The 19780-nt window shown below is 67.5% G+C and carries 17 protein-coding genes; 9 read left to right on the plus strand and 8 right to left on the minus strand.

Translation table 11 applies throughout. The annotated features are described in order from the left end of the window. Positions 1–6: 6 nt before the first annotated feature. On the minus strand, positions 7–1722 hold the full coding sequence (locus tag ABCS02_RS19240; protein ID WP_345837272.1) for a nitrite/sulfite reductase: 1716 nt from the start codon (positions 1720–1722) through the stop codon (positions 7–9). A gap of 184 nt (positions 1723–1906) precedes the next feature. On the opposite strand from ABCS02_RS19240, the gene ABCS02_RS19245 reads away from it, so the two are divergent. Beyond that, positions 1907–2671 (plus strand): CbiX/SirB N-terminal domain-containing protein, encoded by a 765-nt coding sequence (locus ABCS02_RS19245; RefSeq protein WP_345837273.1) that lies wholly within the window; start codon positions 1907–1909, stop codon positions 2669–2671. On the opposite strand, the gene ABCS02_RS19250 is transcribed toward ABCS02_RS19245, so the two are convergent. Next, positions 2578–2829 (minus strand): hypothetical protein, encoded by a 252-nt coding sequence (locus ABCS02_RS19250; RefSeq protein WP_345837274.1) that lies wholly within the window; start codon positions 2827–2829, stop codon positions 2578–2580. The two genes, ABCS02_RS19245 and ABCS02_RS19250, sit on opposite strands and share 94 nt — an antisense overlap. Before the next feature lie 167 nt (positions 2830–2996). Between ABCS02_RS19250 and ABCS02_RS19255 the strand changes: the two genes are divergently transcribed. The 8 genes from ABCS02_RS19255 (at position 2997) to ABCS02_RS19290 (ending at position 9952) form a co-directional block, all read left to right on the plus strand. Further along, positions 2997–3635: a hypothetical protein gene (locus ABCS02_RS19255; protein WP_345837275.1), complete on the plus strand. Its 639-nt coding sequence runs from the start codon at positions 2997–2999 to the stop codon at positions 3633–3635. A 399-nt stretch (positions 3636–4034) separates the two neighbouring features. Further along, positions 4035–4424, plus strand: a complete 390-nt coding sequence (locus ABCS02_RS19260) for a hypothetical protein (RefSeq protein WP_345837276.1) — start codon at positions 4035–4037, stop codon at positions 4422–4424. 527 nt (positions 4425–4951) lie between these two features. Beyond that, positions 4952–6244 carry a ferredoxin reductase family protein gene (locus ABCS02_RS19265; protein WP_345837277.1) on the plus strand — a complete coding sequence of 431 codons (1293 nt, stop codon included), beginning with the start codon at positions 4952–4954 and terminating at the stop codon, positions 6242–6244. Continuing rightward, positions 6241–6744, plus strand: coding sequence for an FMN-binding protein (locus ABCS02_RS19270; RefSeq protein WP_345837278.1), 504 nt, complete (start codon positions 6241–6243; stop codon positions 6742–6744). The genes ABCS02_RS19265 and ABCS02_RS19270 overlap by 4 nt, the downstream gene beginning before the upstream one ends. Before the next feature lie 16 nt (positions 6745–6760). Then, positions 6761–7333 (plus strand): hypothetical protein, encoded by a 573-nt coding sequence (locus ABCS02_RS19275; protein ID WP_345837279.1) that lies wholly within the window; start codon positions 6761–6763, stop codon positions 7331–7333. Between the two features lie 443 nt (positions 7334–7776). Further along, positions 7777–9030, plus strand: a complete 1254-nt coding sequence (locus ABCS02_RS19280) for a flavin-dependent oxidoreductase (RefSeq protein WP_345837280.1) — start codon at positions 7777–7779, stop codon at positions 9028–9030. Next, positions 9027–9497, plus strand: coding sequence for a MarR family transcriptional regulator (locus ABCS02_RS19285; RefSeq protein ID WP_345837281.1), 471 nt, complete (start codon positions 9027–9029; stop codon positions 9495–9497). Before ABCS02_RS19280 ends, ABCS02_RS19285 begins: the two co-directional genes overlap by 4 nt. After that, a complete protein-coding gene (locus tag ABCS02_RS19290) occupies positions 9497–9952 on the plus strand; it encodes a DUF3237 domain-containing protein (RefSeq protein ID WP_345837344.1) in 456 nt (151 codons plus the stop codon). The genes ABCS02_RS19285 and ABCS02_RS19290 overlap by 1 nt, the downstream gene beginning before the upstream one ends. A gap of 99 nt (positions 9953–10051) precedes the next feature. Here ABCS02_RS19290 and ABCS02_RS19295 read toward each other — a convergent pair whose 3' ends face one another. From ABCS02_RS19295 to ABCS02_RS19320, 6 genes are all read right to left on the minus strand, one after another. Continuing rightward, the gene (locus ABCS02_RS19295) at positions 10052–11350 is read right to left on the minus strand and encodes a ferredoxin reductase family protein (protein ID WP_345837282.1); all 1299 of its coding nucleotides are present in this window, start codon (positions 11348–11350) and stop codon (positions 10052–10054) included. An 884-nt stretch (positions 11351–12234) separates the two neighbouring features. Beyond that, positions 12235–13497, minus strand: coding sequence for a family 1 glycosylhydrolase (locus tag ABCS02_RS19300; RefSeq protein WP_345837283.1), 1263 nt, complete (start codon positions 13495–13497; stop codon positions 12235–12237). Between the two features lie 99 nt (positions 13498–13596). Then, a complete protein-coding gene (locus ABCS02_RS19305; protein WP_345837345.1) occupies positions 13597–15036 on the minus strand; it encodes a rhamnulokinase family protein in 1440 nt (479 codons plus the stop codon). A 22-nt stretch (positions 15037–15058) separates the two neighbouring features. Then, the gene (locus ABCS02_RS19310; protein ID WP_345837284.1) at positions 15059–17098 is read right to left on the minus strand and encodes a bifunctional aldolase/short-chain dehydrogenase; all 2040 of its coding nucleotides are present in this window, start codon (positions 17096–17098) and stop codon (positions 15059–15061) included. Between the two features lie 414 nt (positions 17099–17512). Then, complete coding sequence (gene rhaI, locus ABCS02_RS19315; RefSeq protein WP_345837285.1) at positions 17513–18676, minus strand: L-rhamnose isomerase; 1164 nt, start codon at positions 18674–18676, stop codon at positions 17513–17515. Positions 18677–18726: 50 nt separating this feature from the next. Further along, positions 18727–19767 (minus strand): family 43 glycosylhydrolase, encoded by a 1041-nt coding sequence (locus ABCS02_RS19320; RefSeq protein ID WP_345837286.1) that lies wholly within the window; start codon positions 19765–19767, stop codon positions 18727–18729. Positions 19768–19780 lie beyond the last annotated feature (13 nt).

Genomic DNA, 19780 nt, shown 5'->3' on the forward strand with positions numbered 1-19780 from the left:
TCGCGCTCACTGAAGGGCCTCCTCGTCGGCTCGGTGCGCCCATTCGGCGAACGTCTCGGTGTCGGTGCGGTCGGCCAGGAACCGGGTCACGACGCGCTCGACGTAGTCCGCGATCCCGTCGGCGGTCACCTTCAGGCCGCGCACGGTGCGGCCGAGCCCGGCCTCGTCGCGGTCGCGGGAGGCGAGGCCACCGCCGAGGTGCACCTGGAAGCCGGGCACCTGGCCGCCGTTCCCGTCCGGGAGCAGCTGACCCTTCAAGCCGATGTCGGCGGTCTGGATGCGCGCGCACGAGTTCGGACAGCCGTTGACGTGGAGGCTCAGCGGCGCCGGGAGGTCGAGCCCCGCCAGCCGCTCCTCCAGCTGCTGCACGGCGGCGGTCGCGGTGACCTTGGTCTCCACGATCGCGAGCTTGCAGAACTCGATGCCGGTGCAGGCGATCGTCCCGCGGCGGAAGACGCTCGGCTTGGCGCTCAGCCCGATGTCGTCCAGTTCGGCGACGACCTGCTCGACGTCCGCCTCGGGGATGTCGAGGGCGAGGATCTTCTGGTGCGGGGTCGTCCGCAGGCGGGTCGAGCCGTGCCGCTCCAGGAGGTCGGCGAGGGCGCCGAGCGTCGTGCCGGAGACCCGGCCCACGAACGGGGTGACGCCGATGAAGTAGCGGCCGTCCTTCTGCTTGTGGACGCCCACGTGGTCGCCGGTCGTCGTGGGCGCGGCCGGGGCCGGGCCGTCCGCGAGCGGCTCGTCCAGGTACTCGTCCTCCAGCACCTGGCGGAACTTCTCCACACCCCAGTCGGCGAGCAGGAACTTCAGCCGGGCCTTGTTGCGGAGGCGGCGGTAGCCGTAGTCGCGGAAGATCTGCACGACCCCGTGCCACACCTCCGGCACCCGCTCGGCCGGCACGAACGCGCCCAGCCGCTCGGCCAGCCGCGGCGTCGTCGAAAGCCCGCCGCCGACCCACAGGTCGAAGCCGACGCCGAGTTCGGGATGCTCGACCACGACGAACGACACGTCGTTGATCTCGTGGACGACATCCTGGCTCGGGTGCCCGCTGATCGCGGTCTTGAACTTGCGCGGGAGGTTGGCGAGCTCCGGGTCGCCGAGGAACCGGTCGGCGATCTCCTGGATCAGCGGCGTCGGGTCGATCAGCTCGTCCGCGGCGATCCCCGCGACCGGCGAGCCGAGGAACACGCGCGGCACGTCGCCGCAGGCCTCCGTCGTGGACAGGCCCACGGCCTCCAGCCGCCGCCAGATCTCCGGCACGTCCTCCACGCGGATCCAGTGCAGCTGGATGTTCTGCCGGTCGGTCAGGTCGGCGGTGTCGCGGCCGAACTCGGTCGAGATGCCCGCGATCGTCCGCAGCTGCTCGGTGGTCAGCTGACCGCCGTCGATGCGGACCCGCAGCATGAAGAACTCGTCCTCCAGCTCGTGCGGCTCCAGCGTCGCGGTCTTGCCGCCGTCGATGCCGGGCTTGCGCTGCGTGTAGAGGCCCCACCAGCGGAACCGCCCGTGCAGGTCGGTCGGGTCGATGGAGGCGAACCCGCCGTCGGCGTAGACGCGCTCGATGCGCTCCCGGACGGCGAGACCGCCGTCCTCCTGCTTCCACGCCTCGTTCGCGTTCAGCGGCGCCTTCCCGTCGACCGCCCACTGGCCGTTCGGCCGGGCGTCGGTGCGGCGTGGCCGGGCGGCCGCCGTCCGTGCGGTGTGCTGTTCCGAGATCGTCACAGGAATTCCCTCCTCCGCTGCGGGGCGGATCGAGTAGGGAACCTAGGCCGGATGCGGAGCGCGACGGAAGGGCGACGGTAATAAACAGACGCAATCCACAAAGGCTGTACGGCTGCTCAGGCATCCTGGACCGACCGGCTGCACGCGGTCGACCGACCCCATCCCGACCCTCATCGAGAGCCCCATGATCGCCATCCTCACCGTCTCGCACGGCACCTCCGACCCGCTGGGCCAGCAGGCCATCGGGGCCTACGCCGAGGCGATCCACGCCGCCGTGGATGCGGACGTGGCGGCCCACGCCTTCGTGGACGTCCAGCAGCCCGATGTGCCGACCGCACTCGCGGCGCTCCCGCCGGAGGCGACGATCGTCATCGTGCCGCTGCTGCTCTCCCGCGGCTACCACCTCGGCCACGACCTCCCCCTCGCGGCGGCGCCGCTCGGCAAGCGCGCGATCGTCGCGGACGCGCTCGGCCCCGACCACCGCATCGCGCAGGTGCTCCGCCGCCGCCTCACCGAGGCCGGCGCCGACCCGGACGATCGGCTCATCCTCGCGGCCGCCGGCTCCAGCGATCATGCCGGCGTCGAGGACGCGCTCCAGACCGGGCTCCTCCTGGAGGCCGTGACCCGGCGCCCCGTCACCGTCGGCTTCCTCAGCGCCGCCGCCCCCCGGCTCCACGAGGCCATCGCCCGGCACCGCTCGAACGACGGCGCCCGCGTCGCCGTGGCGAGCTACCTGCTCGCCCCCGGCTTCTTCCACGACCGCACCCGCACCTGCGCGGCCGACATCGTCACCGCCCCGCTGCTGACCCCCGACGCGCCTCCCGCCCCCGAACTGGTCGCCGTCGCGCGCGACCGCTACTCGACCGCGCTGTCCGCGTCCGCCGGCTCGGCGTCGGCCGCGACCCGCGGACCGCGCACGAAGGCCACCGACGACGCCACCACCCCGTAGGCCGCCCCGATCAGGAGCAGGTAAGCCGTCACCGTGACGCCCGCGTTGGCCTGCGGCTGGGGCAGCACCAGGCTGACGACGGCCACGACGCCGAGCAGCACGCTCACGACCCCGAGGAAGACGAGCGCACGCCTGCGCTCCCTCACGCTCTCGGACATCCGGACCTCGTCTCCTGCCGCCGGCCGTCCGGGAGTGGACGAGCCGATCCGGGGAAGGATAGGCGCGACCGGGAGGGCACGGCCAGCGACCGTTACGGAGTGTGAACCGCGCGACGCGGGAACCCACCCCTTCCGGAGCCGACTGCCGGTGGCGTTGAATGTCGCCTGTGTTCGATTGGGTTCTCATCGCCGACCTCGGCACCGCTGTGGGGACCACCGCGCTGGCGGTCGCGACCTTCTCCTCGACGCGCTCCGCCAACCGGTCCGCCCGCGTCGCCGAACGGGCGCTCCTGGAGGGCATCCGCCCCATCCTGCTCCCCTCCAACTGGTCCGACCCACCCCAGAAGGTGCGGTTCGCCGACGGCAGATGGCTGACGGCGCAGGGCGGCCGGGCGGCCCTGGAGATCACCGCTGAGGCCGTCTACCTGGTGATGTCCGTGCGCAACGCCGGGGCCGGCGTCGCGATCCTGCACGGCTGGCGCCTCACAGCGGACGCCCGGGCGCCCCTTCCTCCCGTCGACGGGTTCCACCGGCTCACCCGCGACATCTACGTGCCGACGAACGACCCGGGTTTCTGCCAGGTGGCCATCCGCGAACCCGGCTCGACGGACTTCGAGGTTGCCCGCTCCGGGGCTTCAGGCGAGGGCTTCTGCGTCGACGTGCTCTACGGGGATGCCGAGGGCTCGCAGCGCGTGGTGTCCCGCTTCTTCATCTCGCACGGGCCGCCGGGGCATGGTGAGCGCGACGAGGAATGGATCATCGTCGTCTCCCGCCACTGGAACCTCGACCTTCCCGACCCCCGCTAGGCGGAGCGGTCGGCCGATCGCCCTCGCCGCGATGTGAGCCTTCACCTCCTCGGAGAGCCCCGCCAGGTCCGAGTGCTGGAAGGAGTGCACACCCCGTCGCCCAATGGGGTCGGTCGTGAGGCGTAGCTAAGCTCGGCGGCAACGAGAGATAGGGAGGCCGTCGCTAACCCGTCGAGGATGCCTTCCCGACGAGCGGGCCGGTCAAGGACGGGGAGGGTACCTGATATTTCCGGGGGTACCGATTAGCTGCCGTGAACAGTGGATCAGATGCATCGACGCTGCGATCTCGACTCCCTCCCGAGGCCGGACTGAGTTGCTGGCTTCTCGCGGGCGAGGCGCTAGGTTCACATCATGCCAAGTCCTCGTCAACCGACTACCCCGCGAACCCGTCTCAAGCTCGTGGTGGTCGCCGTCGCCGTTGTGATTGGTCTCGCCTGCGTCCCTGCGCTGGCAAATGCGCTGTTCAACACCCCGCCGCGGGGCGTCGTACCCGGCAAGAACGCATCGCTGTCCGCGGTAGCCCACACGTACATGGAGGCCGCGAAAAGCCAGGACTGCGGCATGACGCGCGCGCTCACGTCGGCGAACACCTGGGCGTGGTGCGACGACCCGCGATTACTTTCCTACCAGGGGGGTGGCCCGACCCCCAGCGACGACAAATGCATCGCATATATGGTCACGATCACGGCCAGCAGTGACGGTTCGATGCACGCAGGAACCGAGCCGTGGTCGTTGTGCTTCCGCCAGACGGATTCTGGCTGGCGGCTGTGGGACCAGGGTCAGGGTTAGCAGCCCTAAAGCTTCAGCTCGCCACCCCCGGATGCGGGTCATTTGGCCCCGGAATAAGTGGTGATCAAGTGGTGACTGACGCACGAGAACCCGGACCGAAATGGCCCGGGTTCCCAGCGTTTCAACGATTTTGTAGCGAGGGCGGGACTCGAACCCGCGACACCACGATTATGAGCCGTGTGCTCTAGTTGGCACAGCCAAAGGGCTGGTAGCGCAGTCAAATTCCGCGGAATTCCAGGAGATTCCGCGCAATCGTCATCACGGTCATCACCTGCTTTGCGAACCAGTTGTGGGCAAAATGTGGGCAAAGACGATTGATCCGTTGTCAGCACGGCAGCGGTTCCGAGCGTCGCGAACATGGCATAGACAAGTCATAGGTGGCGTGCAGAACTCCTTCAGCCCACGTAAGAATGCACCAAGATTCCACAAAGATCGTGGAACACATGCAGCAAACCATGACCGTGCCACTACCCGCGGTGAAGCCGGGTCCTCGACCTCACCTCGCACGTCGCCCCGGATCCGCAACAGTGCGCCTCGCGATCGCGGGAAGCATCATCGCCGTGCTGATGATGTGGTGGTTCGCCGTCCCTACTGCATTCGCGTCGACCCCAGCCAACGCGTTCACCTCCCTCGGCGAGCTGAGCGGCATGGTCGGGGGTCTCCTGGTCTGCGCGCAGCTGCTGCTGATCGCCCGCGTGCCGTGGTTCGAGAATGCGGTCGGGCTCGACAAGCTGGTGTCCTGGCACCGGTCGCTGGGCACATCCGTGATCTTCCTGATCGTCGCCCACGTCGTGCTGCTGGTCATCGGGGGCGAGCTGGTCGACAAGAACCCGCCGTGGACGGAGTTCCTGTCCGAGCTGCAGAACTACCCCGACATGATCACGGCGCTGATCGGCACGATCGTCTTCCTCGCCGTCGGGCTGTCCAGCGCCAAGCTGATCCGGGCGAAGCTGTCCTACGAGGTCTGGTACTGGCTTCACGTGACCACCTACGTGGCGATCTTCCTCACGTTCTTCCACCAGCTCAGCGGCGGAGCCCACTTCGTCTCCGACCCGCTCAACCGCATCCTCTGGATCACGCTCTACCTCGGCACCGCTGCCGCCGTGCTGACCTGGCGGTTCATCCTGCCGACCGCGGCAGCGTGGCGGGGCCGGATGCGGGTCGCCGCGGTGATCCGCGAGAGCGACGGGGTCCACAGCGTCTGGATGAGCGGACGACACATCGACCAGCTCGGCGTCCGTGCAGGCAACTTCCTGCTCTTCCGCTTCCTGGCGCGCGGCCACCTGGGCACCGCCCACCCGTACTCGGTTTCGGCCGTACCGAAGGACGGTCATCTGCGCATCACCGTCGGCGCACTCGGCGAGCACTCCCGCCGCCTCGCGCGACTAAAGCGCGGAACCCTCGTGTTCGCCGAGGGACCGTTCGGGCACTTCACCGCCGACAAAGCCAGCCGCAGCAAAATCCTTCTCGTCGCCGGCGGCGCCGGCATCGGCCCGATCCGCGCACTCGCGGAGGAGCTTGTCGCCCGCGGCGCCCGACCCGTCGTCCTCTGCCGGGTCAGCTCGGCCGACCAGCTCGCACTGTTGGACGAGCTGAAGGCGATGCGGACCGTGACTGTGATCCCGCTGGTTGGACGCCGGGCGGATCTCGGCTACGACCCCCTCTCCCCCGCCGCCCTCAGCCGGACCATCCCGGACCTCCACGACTGGGAGGCGTTCATCTGCGACCCGGAAGGGATGGCCGAGCAGGTCGAATCCTCGCTCTGCGAACTGCGCACCCCCAAGCGATTCATCCACCGAGAAGAACTGAGCATGTCATGAGCACCAAATCCTGGCGCGGAACCGTCCTCTTCACCGTGATCCTCGTGGTCATGGGCGCGACTGTCGGCCTCAAACTCTACGGAGTCGGCGAGACGGCCACAGCGGCGACCTCCATCCACGCGACCACCGCGACCGGATCATCCACGTCGACCAGCACGCCGAGCGCGACCGCGACTCCCACGCCGACGAGCTCTGCGACGGCATCGGCATCCGCCTCCGCTGCGTCCACGACCAAGACCGTCGCCGGTACCCCCGTCGACACCCGCTACGGCGTCGTCCAGGTGAAGGTCACCTTCCAGGGCACCACGATCACCGCCGTGGACACCATCCAGTCGCCGAACAGCAACGGCCGCGACATCGAGATCAACCAGCAGGCGTTGCCGATCCTCCAGCAGGAAGCCCTCGCCTCCCAGTCGGCGAAGATCGACTCCGTTTCCGGTGCCAGCTACACCTCCGCCGGATATATCCAGTCGTTGCAGTCCGCCATCGACCAGCGCTGAGCGAAGGAGAACACCCATGCGGAAGTTCCTGATCGGACTCGTCGTCTCCGGACTCGTGGCGTTGGGCGGCTGGTACTCGCTCGGTCTCATCAAGACCGTGCCGACCGCGGCCGCATCGACTGCAACCGCCGTCACCTGTCCGGCCGCTGCCCCCGTCACGGTGGGAACCATCGTCGTCCCCGCCGGACCGGTCGCCGGCTTCTGCCAGGCCGAACTCGTCAACGCCGCCCACATCATGAACGCCGCCCGCGACCTCGGTCTCGGCACCCACACCCAAGCTGTCGGCGTCATGACAGCCATCGGCGAATCCGGACTCCAGAACCTCGACCACGGCGACGCCGCCGGCACCGACAGCCGCGGCCTCTTCCAGCAGCGCGACAACGGAGCCTGGGGAACCCTCGCCGACCGCATGGACCCCTACACCGCAGCCACGAACTTCTTCGACAAGCTCACCACCATCGACGGCTGGCAGACGATGACGCCCACCGACCTCGCCCACGCCGTCCAGGTCAACGCCGACGCGAACTACTACGCGCAGTATTGGGGCCAGGCACAGACGGTCGTGCGCGCCTTGCACAACACAGGGTGAGCTCTGACGTGGAGTCGGCCGCGGGGCATCCGCGGAGCGCCTGGATTCGAACTCCATCTGGGGCCCGTTACCACCTCAATGCTGGCGAACATCCCCGGAAAATCAACGATCTGCGCACTTGCCCGAGCCACTACGACCGCACCCGACCTCAGCGAGGTGCGCGCAAAATCTGCCACGGCTGGCCGCGACTGGAGTTTCGGACGCCTCGTATGCGTTCCTAACACTCGCGCTCGCAACACCGTGATGAGCAACCTCGACGAAGCTGCGGACTACGACCCCATCGCCAAGGCCTCCGCCGTCGATCTGCTGACCCGGCTCGCACAAAGGAGGCGGCGCTCACCGCTAATGGTTGGTCGATTCGGACCATAAACTTCGCCCGCGCTCTTGACAGTGTTTAATTTTGTCTTCGTACAATGTGGACAAATCACTGACGAGGAGGTCGGATGAAGATCGTCATCGTGGGCGCCGGTATCGGCGGCCTCGCCACAGCCCTTAGCCTGAAACGAGCGGGGTTCGAAGACATCAAAGTGTACGAGCGCGCGCCGGAGCTCCGTCCGCTTGGGGTCGGCATCAACCTCCTCCCGCACGCTGTACGCGAGCTCACGGAGCTGGGGCTTCGTGACCGCTTGAGCGCACTCGGCACCGCACCCCAAGCGCTGCAGTACTACAACCGTTTCGGTCAGCTCATCTGGTCAGAACCTCGCGGGACGGCTGCCGGTTATCGCTGGCCGCAGTTCTCCGTCCACCGCGGGCGACTGCAGATGATGCTCGCGGAAGCGGTAATCGAGTCGTGCGGATCTGACGTCCTCCGGCTGGGCCATCATCTGGACGCTGTGAAGTTCGGAGACGGACGCGCCCAGGCCGTGTTCGACTGTGACGGCGAGACGGTCACCGAAGACGCCGACGTGCTGATCGGCGCCGACGGCATCCACTCGGCCGTGCGCCGCACTTTCCATCCGAACGAAGGCGCGCCGATCTGGAACGGCCTGACACTGTGGCGCGGCACGGCGAGGGTTCCTGCATTCTTGAACGGACGCACCATGATCATGGCCGGCGACGACCAGCTCAAGTTCGTGGCATATCCTCTCAGCGAAATCGGCGACGACGGAGCCATGACGGTCAACTTCATCGCCGAGCAGCGGACAGACGGTTCTCGGAAAGAGACAGTCGACTGGAACCGTGCGGTCGCTATCCCGCCGCTGGCAGATCTGTTTCGCGAGTGGAACTTCAGTTGGCTCGATGTGCCGAGTGTCATCGCCTCCGCCGACGAGATCCTCGAGTACCCGATGGTGGACCGCGACCCGCTCGATCACTGGACTCACGGGCGGATCACCCTCCTCGGCGATGCCGCCCACGCCATGTACCCCAACGGGTCTAACGGGGCGTCACAGGCCATACTTGATGCTCGGACACTCGCCTACCACGTCGCTACCGCCGAGTCGCCCGACGACGCACTCGCCCGCTTTGAGGCAGATCGTCGCCCACCGACGACCGCCCTTGTCGCGGCGAACCGACGGCAGGGGCCGGAACAGGTGATGGCCATCGCCCGGGAACGAGCCCCGCATGGATTCGATAAGGTGCACGACGTGATCCCGGAAACCGAGCTTCGCGCGATCGCCTCCGAATACAAGAAGGCCGCAGGATTCGACCCGGAGATCCTGAACACACGGGACTCGCTCACCCCGGCGGCGCGATGACCGAGTCCGAGGGCCGCCGACTGGCTGCGGTCATCTCGCCGCTGCGACGCATCCTCCTCCGCAGGTCACGTGCCACAGAACACCTCCCGGATCTTCCGGACTCGCACATTGAGGTACTGCGCGCCCTTCCCCGGGGGACCGTGCTGACGGCCTCGGACCTCGCTCGTCGCATCGACCTCCGGCCGTCGACCCTGAGCAACCTCCTCGTCGCCATGGAGTCGGCCGGCCTGGTCGCCCGACGCCAGGACGAGACGGATCGCCGCCGCGTCCTGATCCTCGCCACTCCATGGGCCCTCACCCTGTTCGAACGCTACGACACGGCGAGCGCAGCGCTCATCGAGACCGCGACGCACACCCTCACAGAACAGCATCAGCGAGCTCTGTCCGCGGCGATTCCTGCGCTGGAGAAGCTCGAAGTCGCCCTACGTGATCAGAAACCACCATCGATCGACAGAAACCCCGAGTGATGCACCCTCTGCCTATCCCTGAGCTAATCCCAGCCCTCCGCGTGATCGTCGAACTCGGAGAGCTCGAGGACCACGGCCGAACCGTCACCGGGCACAGGCGCGTCGTGCCCATAACCGGCGGGAGTGTCGAAGGCGACTTCACCGGCCGCATCCTCACTGGTGGCGCGGACTGGCAGATCGTTCGGGACGACGGAACGATCGAGATCGACTCGCGGTATTCGGCGGTCAGCTCCGACGGCGACCTGCTGCACATCAGAGCAGCTGGCATCCGAACCGGCGAGCCTGGCGTACTCGCAGCACTGGGACGTGGCGAGGAACTCGACCCCTCGTCGTACTACTTCCGCACCAACATCCAACTCGAGTCATCCGATCCGGAATTGGCGAATCGGCTGTACATCGGCGCCTGCGCCCGCCATCGAAGCCGCGTGGTCTATACGGCCTACCGCGTCACCTGACGCATTGGACACCAGTCGCGAGAGTGTCGCCAGGATGTCCGATCATTCGACTCTGTGCGCGGCTCCGGTGCGTGGCCAATTATGTATGCGCGCGCTGGCTCAGAAGGCGAAGTCCTCTTGGTGGATGCGGTTGCGCGGTACTCCGGCTGCGTCGAGGGCAGTCCTGACGGCCGCGGAGAATCGTTGCGAAGCACAGATGTATACGTCGCGGTTGCTGAGCCCGGGAACGGCGACGGAGAGTCGCTCGGCGGTGATGCGGGTCGACGGGTCACTGGAGCGACCGACCACGTAGAGCAGGTGCGCCCCGCGTTCGGCTGCGATGTGCTCAAGCTCGTCCTTGAAGAGGATTTCCGCAGGTGTCGATGCACGGTAGAGCAGCGTGAGCTGTCTGCCCTCGACGGGTAGGGTTTCAAACAGCGCTCGCATCGGCGTTATCCCGACACCGCCGGCGATCAGCAGGACGCCCCGGCCGGCGCGCCGGCGGTCGGTCATCGCGCCGTAAGGACCCTGTGCGAACACGCGCGTGCCCGGCTTGAGACGGCGCAGCGCAGTCGTGGTGTCGCCGGCTGCCTTAACCGTGAGCCGGAGGTAGGTGTCCGTCGGCGGCGCCGAGAGCGAGAACGGGTTGGCGCTGCGCCAGGTGCTCCGGGTGAGGAATCGCCACCGGAAGAACTGTCCCGATTCGGCGCGGAGCTCGTCGAGATGACGGCCGCGGATCACGATGCTCACGACATCGGGGCCCTCGGCGATGACTGCATCGACGTGCATTCGATGGCGCAGTGTCCGCAGCAGCGGGTCGAGCACGCGGTATCGAAGGAGCAACCCGAATGCGGCGGCGTACAGGAGGCTCCAGGCCACCTGAACGACTGGCAAGCCGGCGAGATCGGGACCGCCGAGTTCATGGGCGAAGCTCAGCCCCACCGCGACGTACGTCATCAGGTGAGCGAGATGCCAGGTCTCGTAGGAGAACCGCCGACGCGCCGCCCTGGCCGAGAGAATCCCAACTGCGACGAACAGCGCCGTGGCGACAGTCGCCGCCACCAAACCGGGAAACTGCAGCACCTGCCACGTCGCGGCGACGGCATCGACCTTCTGCACCTGCATCCAGGCAGCGGTCGCCGCGACCCCATGCACCAGCATCAGCGTCACGACCAGCCGCCCGCCGCGGCCGTGCCAGCGGGCCAGCCGGTCCGCGCCGACGTCGCGCTCTAGCACGGGTACCCGCGCCATCAGGATGAGCATCACCGCAACGCCGTATCCGGCCAGAAGTCCGGTGGTGTGCGCGAGAAGGGCGACATCTGCGATGACCGGCTGTGGGGCGCTCACGAGCGCGAGCGCAGCCGCGACCGCGGCGCCCAGCACGATCAGGAACACCGTCGTCGACGCCGTGCGCCTCACCGATCGCCCCGATCGTCGTTGTGCTCGTGATGCCCGCCATGGGGAGCCGAGACCATCTGAACAGCCGAGTCCTGCGTCGCGGTCGAGGGTGCGGCCGTGGCCGCCGGAGCCGGCGCTGCAACCGGAGAGACCGCTGGCCCGGCGCCACCGACGTTGACTCCCACGACGATGGCGACGACCGCCACGCCGGCAGAAACGCTGCCGTACAGGGCTCGCCATCGTCGATGCGAACTGTCGCGCGCTGACGAACTTTTCTCCCGGTTCCTCCTTCCGGTTTCGCGCCCATGCTGATCCATTCTTCGACCTCCCCTGGCCGTGCTGGCCCATCGACTAGACAGTTAGCGAACCGCTCGCGGCTGGACAACGACTTTCTCGCCGCTGACACCGAACCTGAGATCAGCTATGCGCTTTCTGGTTGAAGACGGCGCAAATGCTTTCGACACCTTGTGAGATTCGAAGAGGCCTCCGCGGGACGAAACGGTTCGGAACCTCGAGAAAGTCGGACACCGGCGAGCCGGTTGTACGCGAGCGTTCGCCCAATGGCCCGGCGCATCCCCGGGGACTTGATGTCGTGCTCGGTCTCGTACTCGTCGGCGACGGCGCCACTGCGCGGGTGCGCCCGCGTCAGCTGACCGTGATCAAGACGACGGCTCGGCCGTACAGAACGCCAACCAACCGAGGGCGCCCCGTCGAGGTCTACACCGGAGCCCGATGGTCGCAGCGGCCCGGCAGACCAGCGCGAGCAGCATGGACGGGACGCCGGCGGCAGCCGGTCACAGCGAGCACGCCTCTGAGCTGCGCTTGTGGCAGCCGAGCGGCAGGCGGTGCCAGGACCAGCATCTGGATCTCGGTCGGCGCCCAGAGCCGCCACGCCAACTGGACACTTACTCTTCGCGTTTCGGCGCGCCTACGTCAGCCTGCGTGCGACTCTTAACCGCGTCGGCGAATGCCCGGGCACTTGGCTTCGCGGTTCGCACGAAGGTCTCCCGATCGACGGAGTGAAGGCCAAGTTTGGCAGAGTAGCCGGAGATCCATTCGAAGTTGTCCACAAGCGACCAGTGGCAATATCCAAGCACGGGCACTCCCCCGGACATTGCCCTCTCCAACCCGTCGAGCGCAGGCTCGAGTAGCGCGACGCGCTGCGAGTCGTCGTGCGTACTGATCCCATGCTCGCTCACGAGGATCGGCACACCGGCGACGGAGTACGCGTACTCGACCGCACCACGTAGGGAGTCCGGGTCAACATTTGGTTCAAACCCGTCGATCGGTCCTGCTGGCGGCGCTACGCGCCCGTCTGCGTCATAGTAGAAGCGCTCGTAGTTCTGCACCCCGACGAAGTCGTCGGCACGCGCAAGTTTCAGCCAGTGCTCGTAGACCTCGCGCCGCTTGAGATCGCGAAGACGCTCGCCTCCTGCGACTGCAATGTCATCGATGACAGCGAGGGAGAGACCTACGGGTAGGTCCGGCCTACGCGATTTGATAGCGTTCTTGGCTGCCAGGTGCGCCCGGCTGAGTCCATCGCGCATGCCGTCGTAATCCTCGGGAAGTACGACGTTGCCGGCGCGGTACGCCGGCACTCCCGACGCTCGACTCGCCGCTTCGAGCGTCGAGCGTTCGAGCTCGGCGACAAAAGGCGGAAGGTCCGACCAGCTGAGCATCCTTGGCAGGTTCGGTTCGTTGAAGGTTAGTGCGACGGCGATCAGATCGCCGAGCCGGTCCATTACGACGCCGCAGTAGCGCGCGAACAAATCAGCGCTGTCATCACACAACCAGGCTCCGCCCTTGGCGAACCAATGTGGCGCCGTGAAGTGGCTGAACGTCACGATGGGGACAATCTCCCTTTTGAGACAGCCAAGCAGCAGATTTTCGTAGTGTGCCAGGGCGCTCTCAGAGAACTGGCCTTCGTCGGGTTCGACGCGCGCCCATTCAATCGAGAAACGGTAGGCGTTGAGCCCCATGGCCGTGACCAGCTCGAGATCCTCCTCCCAGAGCTCCCAGGAGTTGCACGCCCGGCCAGATGGCTCGGCGAAGATAGTGGGGTTCACCGACTCCAGAAACCATGTGTCGGAGGCGGTGTTGTCACCTTCGATCTGATGGCCGGCGGTTGCGGTTCCCCACAAAAACTGGGTCGGAAAGTTATGAGTCATTTGTCTCCCCTTGAGGCATCAATATAGGCTGCGCGCCGTTGGTTTGCTGGCGGCGGTACAGGCGGGCGTGCGCCCCGTAGGCGTCGTCCCAGCGGCACGTCAGCGCACGCTCACGCGCGACGGCTCGTACCGCACCGGCGCGTAGTTGCGCGCCACCAGCGCGCGCAGCGTCTCGAGGTCGCCCGAGACGAGCCCGACGGCGCGGGCCTGGACGAGCGCGTTGCCGAGCGCCGTGGCCTCCACCGGGCCGGCCAGCACGGGCACGCCCACCCGGTCGGCCGTCGCCTGGCAGAGCAGGGCGTTGCGCGCTCCCCCGCCGACGATGTGCACCGTCTCGACGGGGACACCGGACAGTTCGGAGGCGGCGCGAACGGAGGCCGCGAACGCCTCCGCAAGGCTCTCCACGATGACCCGCACCATCCCGGCCGGGCTCGCCGGGGGACGGAGGCCGCGCTCGGCGAACCAGTCCGCGATGCGCGACGGGAGGTCGCCCGGCGCCATGAAGCGCGGGTCGTCCGCGTCGAACAGGTCGGCCGGCCGCGGCAGTTCCGCGGCTTCGGCGAGCAGGCTCTCCAGGGTCACCGGGAGGCCGCGCCGCTGCCATTCGCGGATGGACTCGCTCAGCAGCCACAGCCCCATGACGTTGTGGAGATAGCGGACGCGCCCGTCCACGCCGCCCTCGTTGGTGAAGTTGGCGGCGCGGCCCGCGTCGCTGACGACCCGGCCCTCCAGTTCGACGCCGACCAGGCCCCAGGTCCCGCAGGAGATGTAGGCGGCGCGGGTGGCGTCCATCGGCACGGCGACGACGGCGGACGCGGTGTCGTGCGAGCCGACTGCCGTGACCGCGGGACCGGCCCCGGCGAACGGGAGGCCGAGCGACGGCAGCAGGGAGCCCACGGCCGTGCCTGCGTCCACCAGCGCCGGGAACAGCGAGCGCCGCAGGCCCAGCCGCTCGATGAGCGCATCGTTCCACGACCCATCGGCGGTGAGCAGCCCGGTGGTGGAGGCGTTGGTGCGCTCGACGACGGACTGCCCGCTCAGCCAGTACGTGATCAGGTCCGGAACCAGCAGGAGCCGGTCAGCGGCCTCCAGCGCCCCCGACTCCTGGTCGACCGCGAGCTGGTAGAGCGAGTTGAACGGCAGGAACTGGAGGCCGCCCTCGCGGTACAGCTCCTCGGGCGCGACGCGCGCGTGCACGAGCTCGACGCCCGCCGCGGTGCGCTCGTCGCGGTAGTGGTACGGCTCGCCGAGCAGGCGGCCGGCGCGCAGCAGGCCGTAGTCGACGGCCCACGCGTCCACGCCGACGCTCCGGAGACCGGGATCGGCGTGTGCGACCGCGCGGAGGCCGTCGAGCACGTGGGCGTAGAGCCCGGTCAGGTCCCAGTGCAGCGCCTCGCGGCCGTCCTCCTGGACCCGCACGGGCGTGTTCGGGAAGCGCGCCGCCTCGGTCAGCTCGAGCGTGTTCGCGCCGACGCGGGCGTGCATCACCCGGCCGCTGGTCGCGCCGAGGTCGACCGCGGCGACCGCGCCCGCCCGCATCGTGCTCATCGCAGGGCCCCGTTCATCGCAGGAAGGCCGCCGCGACGCCCGCGTCGACGGGGATGTGGAGTCCGGTGGTGTGGTCGAGGTCGCTGGAGGTGAGCACCGCGACCGCGTTGGCGACGTTCTCCGGCAGCACCTCGCGCTTGAGCAGGGTGCGCTGCGCGTAGTACTTGCCCAGCTCCTCCTCCGGCACGCCGTAGACCGCGGCGCGCTTGGCGCCCCAGCCGCCGGCGAAGATGCCGGAGCCGCGGACTACGCCGTCGGGGTTGATGCCGTTGACCTTCACTCCGTAGTCGCCGAGTTCCGCGGCCAGCAGCCGCACCTGGTGGGCCTGGTCGGCCTTGGTCGCCGAGTACGCGATGTTGTTCGGCCCCGCGAACACCGAGTTCTTGGAGGAGATGTAGACGATGTCGCCGCCGAGGCCCTGCTCGATGAGGACCTTCGCTGCCGCCTTGGAGACCAGGAACGACCCCTTGGCCATGACGTCGTGCTGCAGGTCCCAGTCGGCCTCGGTGGTCTCCAGCAGCGGCTTCGAGATGGACAGGCCGGCGTTGTTGACGATCAGATCGAGGCCGCCGAACTGCAGCAGCGCCTCCTGGATGCCCGCCTGGATGTCGGCCTCGCTGGTGACGTTCGCGGCCACCCCGATCGCGACGTCCGTGCCGCCGAGCTCCGCCGCGGCGGCCTGCGCCTTCGCGAGGTCGAGGTCGGCGATGACGACGCACGCGCCCTCTGCCGCCAGCCGGGTGGCGATCGCCTTCCCGATGCCGGAGGCCGCGCCCGTGACGAGCGCGATGCGGCCGGCGTGCGACTTGGGCTTCGGGAGGCGCTGGAGCTTGGCCTCCTCCAGCGACCAGTACTCGATGTTGAACTTCTCCGCGTCGGAAATCGGCGCGTAGGTCGAGAGGGCCTCGGCGCCACGCATCACGTTGATCGCATTGATGTAGAACTCGCCCGCGACCCTCGCGGTCTGCTTGTCCTTGCCGTAGGAGAACATCCCGACGCCGGGGATGAGCACGATCGCCGGGTCCGCGCCGCGCATGGCCGGGGACTCGGGCGTCGCGTACCGCTCGTAGTACGCGGTGTACTCCGCCCGGTACTGCTCGTGCAGCTCCTTCAGGCGGGCGATCGAGTCCTCGATGGAGGCGTCCGCCGGGAGGTCGAGGATGAGCGGCTTGACCTTCGTGCGCAGGAAATGGTCGGGGCAGGAGGTGCCGAGCGCGCCGAGCCGGGTGTGCTCGGAGGACGCGAGGAAGTCGAGCACCACGTCGTCATCGGTGAACGAGCCGACCTGCGGCTTGTCCGTCGACGCCAGCCCGCGGATCGTCGGCGCCAGCGCCGCCGCCTTCGCCCGGCGCTCGGCCGAGGCCAGCGGCTCGTTCGCCGCGATGCGCGCGCCGAACGGCTCCGGACGGCCGTTGGCCTCGATGTAGTCGGCGGCGGTCTGGATGATCCACAGCGAGTTGGCCTCGGCCTCCTCGCTGGTGTCGCCCCACGCCGTGATGCCGTGCCCGCCGAGGACCGTGCCGATCGCATCCGGGTTCGCCGCCTTGATCGCGGCGATGTCGAGCCCGAGCTGGAAGCCGGGACGACGCCACGGCACCCACACCACGCGACCGCCGAAGATGGTCGACGTCAGCGCCTCCCCGTCCGCCGCGGTCGCGATAGCGATCCCGGAGTCCGGGTGCAGGTGGTCCACGTGCGCCGCATCCACGAGGCCGTGCATGGCCGTGTCGATCGAGGGGGCCGCGCCACCCTTGCCGTGCAGCGTGTAGTCGAACGCGGCGACCATCTCATCCTCGCGGTCCACACCGGGGTAGACGTTCTGAAGGGCGCGCAGCCGGTCGAGCCGCAGCACCGCCAGGCCCGACTCCTTCAGCGTGCCGAGGTCGCCGCCGGAGCCCTTGACCCACAGCAGCTCGACCGGCTCCCCGGTCACCGGGTCGGTCTCCGTGCCCTTGGCGGACGTGTTGCCCCCGGCGTAGTTCGTGTTCTTCGGGTCGGCGCCGAGGCGGTTCGACCGGGCCAGGAGGGCCGCGACGGTCTCGTTATTTTGCATGTCTAGATCTCTTTCACCGGGGAGGATTCCTCGCACAGTCACCTGCACGTAGAGGTCGGAATTCACGTCGCTAAGTGCACGCTGAATGACTGTGGACGCTTCTCGACAGAGGAGAAGCGATCTCACATCTCGGCACGCCAAGTCGAGACGCAATGCCGAAGTGAGATCACCAACTGCCCATGCGAGTATTGCGCTTAGGGCAGGTAACGCCTTCGAACGGTCCAGGACTGCAATCGACTGAAGATTGCCCAGGTCCATATCCGCTCGACTATCGGCGTGTTCGGGTCGAATCGAGAAGTCATCCCAAAAGACCGAGACAACAAGTTGCTCAGGCAGCTGTCCCGCAGGCCGATTGACCCGCAACTTGAGCGGGTCGATTGCACCGGCAGCGACATACTGAAGCATGGCGGACGCTCAGGCGCCCCAGCCGGCCTGGGTGCCGCCGACGCGCTCGGTCTCGATCTTCTGCTGGTAGCCGGAGGCCTTGTAGGCGGCCATCGGGTCGGCGGGGAGGCCGCGCGACTCCCGCCAGGCGGCGAGGTCGGCGCGGACGTCCGTGTTGAAGGCGTCCATGAACACCGTGTTGGCGGCGAGCACGTCCCCCGCGGCCTGCGCGGCGGCGAGCGCCTCGGTGTCGACCAGCAGCGCCTTGGCCGTGGCCTCCTGGACGTTCAGCACCGAGCGGATCTGGCCCGGGATCTTCGCCTCCAGGTTGTGGCACTGGTCGAGCATGAACGCGACGTCCGGGTTGGCGTACCCGCCGCCGCGGATCACCTCGAACACGATCCGGAACAGCTGGAACGGGTCGGCGGCGCCCACGATCAGGTCGTCGTCGGCGTAGAACCGGCTGTTGAAGTCGAACGACCCGAGCTTCCCGAGGCGCAGCAGCTGCATCACGATGAACTCGATGTTCGTGCCCGGCGCGTGGTGGCCCGTGTCCAGGCATACCATCGCCCGCTCGCCGAGCGCCGCGGTCTGCACGTAGCTCGTGCCCCAGTCCGGAACGTCCGTGTGGTAGAACGCCGGCTCGAAGAACTTGTACTCCAGCACCAGGCGCTGGCCCTCGCCGATCCGCTCATAGATCTTCTGGAGGCTGTCCGCCAGCCGGTCCTGCCGCGCCCGCATCGAGTCCTGACCCGGGTAGTTGGTGCCGTCCGCGAGCCAGATCTTCAGGTCGCGCGACCCGGTCTCGTTCATGATGTCGATGCACTCGAAGTGGTGGTCGATCGCCTTCTGGCGGATCCGGTCGTCCCAATGGGTGACCGACCCGAACTTGTAGTCGTCGTCCTGGAACGTGTTCGAGTTGACCGTGCCGAGCTCGACGCCGTTGTCCTCCGCGTGCTTCTTGAGGTCGGCGTAGGAGTCCACCTTGTCCCACGGGATGTGCAGGGCGACCGAGGGCGCGAGACCGGTGTGCTTGTTCACCTGCGCCGCGTCCGAGATCTTCTCGAACGGGTCGCGCGCAGTGCCCGGCGTGCCGAACACCCGGAAGCGCGTGCCCGAGTTGCCGAACGCCCAGGAGGGCAGCTCGATCGCCTGCAGCGCGAGCTGCAAACGGATGTCGTCGGTGAGGGTCATCAAGAATCTCTCTGTGGTTGGCGGTCGTCCTGCACCTGGTGCAGGCCAGGTCAGTCGTGGTCTTCGATGCGCCACTCGTCATGCCAGTCGATGATTACGTCGTCGCCATCGAACCGAATAGGAAGCCACACGTAGTCTGCAATCGACGTGTCAGGGTCGGTGATCGGAACCGTGCCCCAGTCGTGATGCTCCGCTCCTGGCGCGAAGACGCGCTCGAAAAGCGCTGGGATGTCGGGCAGGTCGGCAGGCGGATTCACGACCCAGCGATCGCCGAGCGCGATGTAGAGGTCCTTCTTGTGGGGATGTTTGAAGATCGATGACAGCTGTGACCGATAGGACGTGTTGGTTTCGTCACCGGGATGGGGGTTGCCGATCACACGCCACGGGCCGTGGTAGCTATCGGCGACAGCAGATTCCGACTGATTGGGGAAATAGCCTGTAGTGCCGGAGGTGATCAGATAGTGCTTACCATTTCGCCGGAAATACGCCGGTGCCTCGCGAACAAAGGGAGGCTGCAACCGCGGAAAGTGGGTCGAGTAGTAGCCGGTTACATCCGTGTAGTCGTCGGTGAGGTCGGCGCAGATGAGCTCGCTGTGCACCCGCTCAAAGTAGTAATAGGCCTTACCGTCCGAAGGGTCGACGACGAGATCGAAATCGCCCGCGTTCATCCCGAGGGGGCGAACGCCGCTTCGCACAAGTTCGTACGGGCCGAGGATGTCGTCAGCGGTGTAGACGCTGGACAGCTGACCCCCGTCGCGCTGCATCACCTTGATCCAGCACACGTACTTCCCTGTCCGGCTGTTGTAAATGATGTGCGGGCGGTCGGCGAACTGGGCGGGATGCATCGGATCGCTGGTGTCTTCGGCGACAGGAGGGATGATCAAGCCCCTGTCCTCCCAGTTGTAGAGATCGGTGGATGAATAGCAGCGCATCCCCCAGTGCCAAATACCGTTGCCTGGAGAGGTGCGCTCCTTGTTCTCGCCGTACCAGTAGAAGACCCCGTCGACGTAGAGGATTGATCCTCCATGGGCCTGAATGCGCTTCCCGTTCGTGTCGAGCCAGGGTTGTCCGGGGATGATGGACTGCTGCACGGAGTGGTTTCCT

The organism is Microbacterium sp. X-17 (assembly GCF_039615055.1).

Bases quoted from the DNA above. Each gene is read 5' to 3' on its own strand.
- ABCS02_RS19245 (WP_345837273.1), top strand. From the start codon at position 1,907: ATGATCGCCATCCTCACCGTCTCGCACGGCACCTCCGACCCGCTGGGC.
- ABCS02_RS19250 (WP_345837274.1), bottom strand. From the start codon at position 2,829: ATGTCCGAGAGCGTGAGGGAGCGCAGGCGTGCGCTCGTCTTCCTCGGG.
- ABCS02_RS19270 (WP_345837278.1), top strand. From the start codon at position 6,241: ATGAGCACCAAATCCTGGCGCGGAACCGTCCTCTTCACCGTGATCCTC.
- ABCS02_RS19275 (WP_345837279.1), top strand. From the start codon at position 6,761: ATGCGGAAGTTCCTGATCGGACTCGTCGTCTCCGGACTCGTGGCGTTG.
- ABCS02_RS19280 (WP_345837280.1), top strand. From the start codon at position 7,777: ATGAAGATCGTCATCGTGGGCGCCGGTATCGGCGGCCTCGCCACAGCC.
- ABCS02_RS19285 (WP_345837281.1), top strand. From the start codon at position 9,027: ATGACCGAGTCCGAGGGCCGCCGACTGGCTGCGGTCATCTCGCCGCTG.
- ABCS02_RS19290 (WP_345837344.1), top strand. From the start codon at position 9,497: ATGCACCCTCTGCCTATCCCTGAGCTAATCCCAGCCCTCCGCGTGATC.
- ABCS02_RS19300 (WP_345837283.1), bottom strand. From the start codon at position 13,497: ATGACTCATAACTTTCCGACCCAGTTTTTGTGGGGAACCGCAACCGCC.
- ABCS02_RS19305 (WP_345837345.1), bottom strand. From the start codon at position 15,036: ATGCGGGCGGGCGCGGTCGCCGCGGTCGACCTCGGCGCGACCAGCGGC.
- ABCS02_RS19310 (WP_345837284.1), bottom strand. From the start codon at position 17,098: ATGCAAAATAACGAGACCGTCGCGGCCCTCCTGGCCCGGTCGAACCGC.
- rhaI (WP_345837285.1), bottom strand. From the start codon at position 18,676: ATGACCCTCACCGACGACATCCGTTTGCAGCTCGCGCTGCAGGCGATC.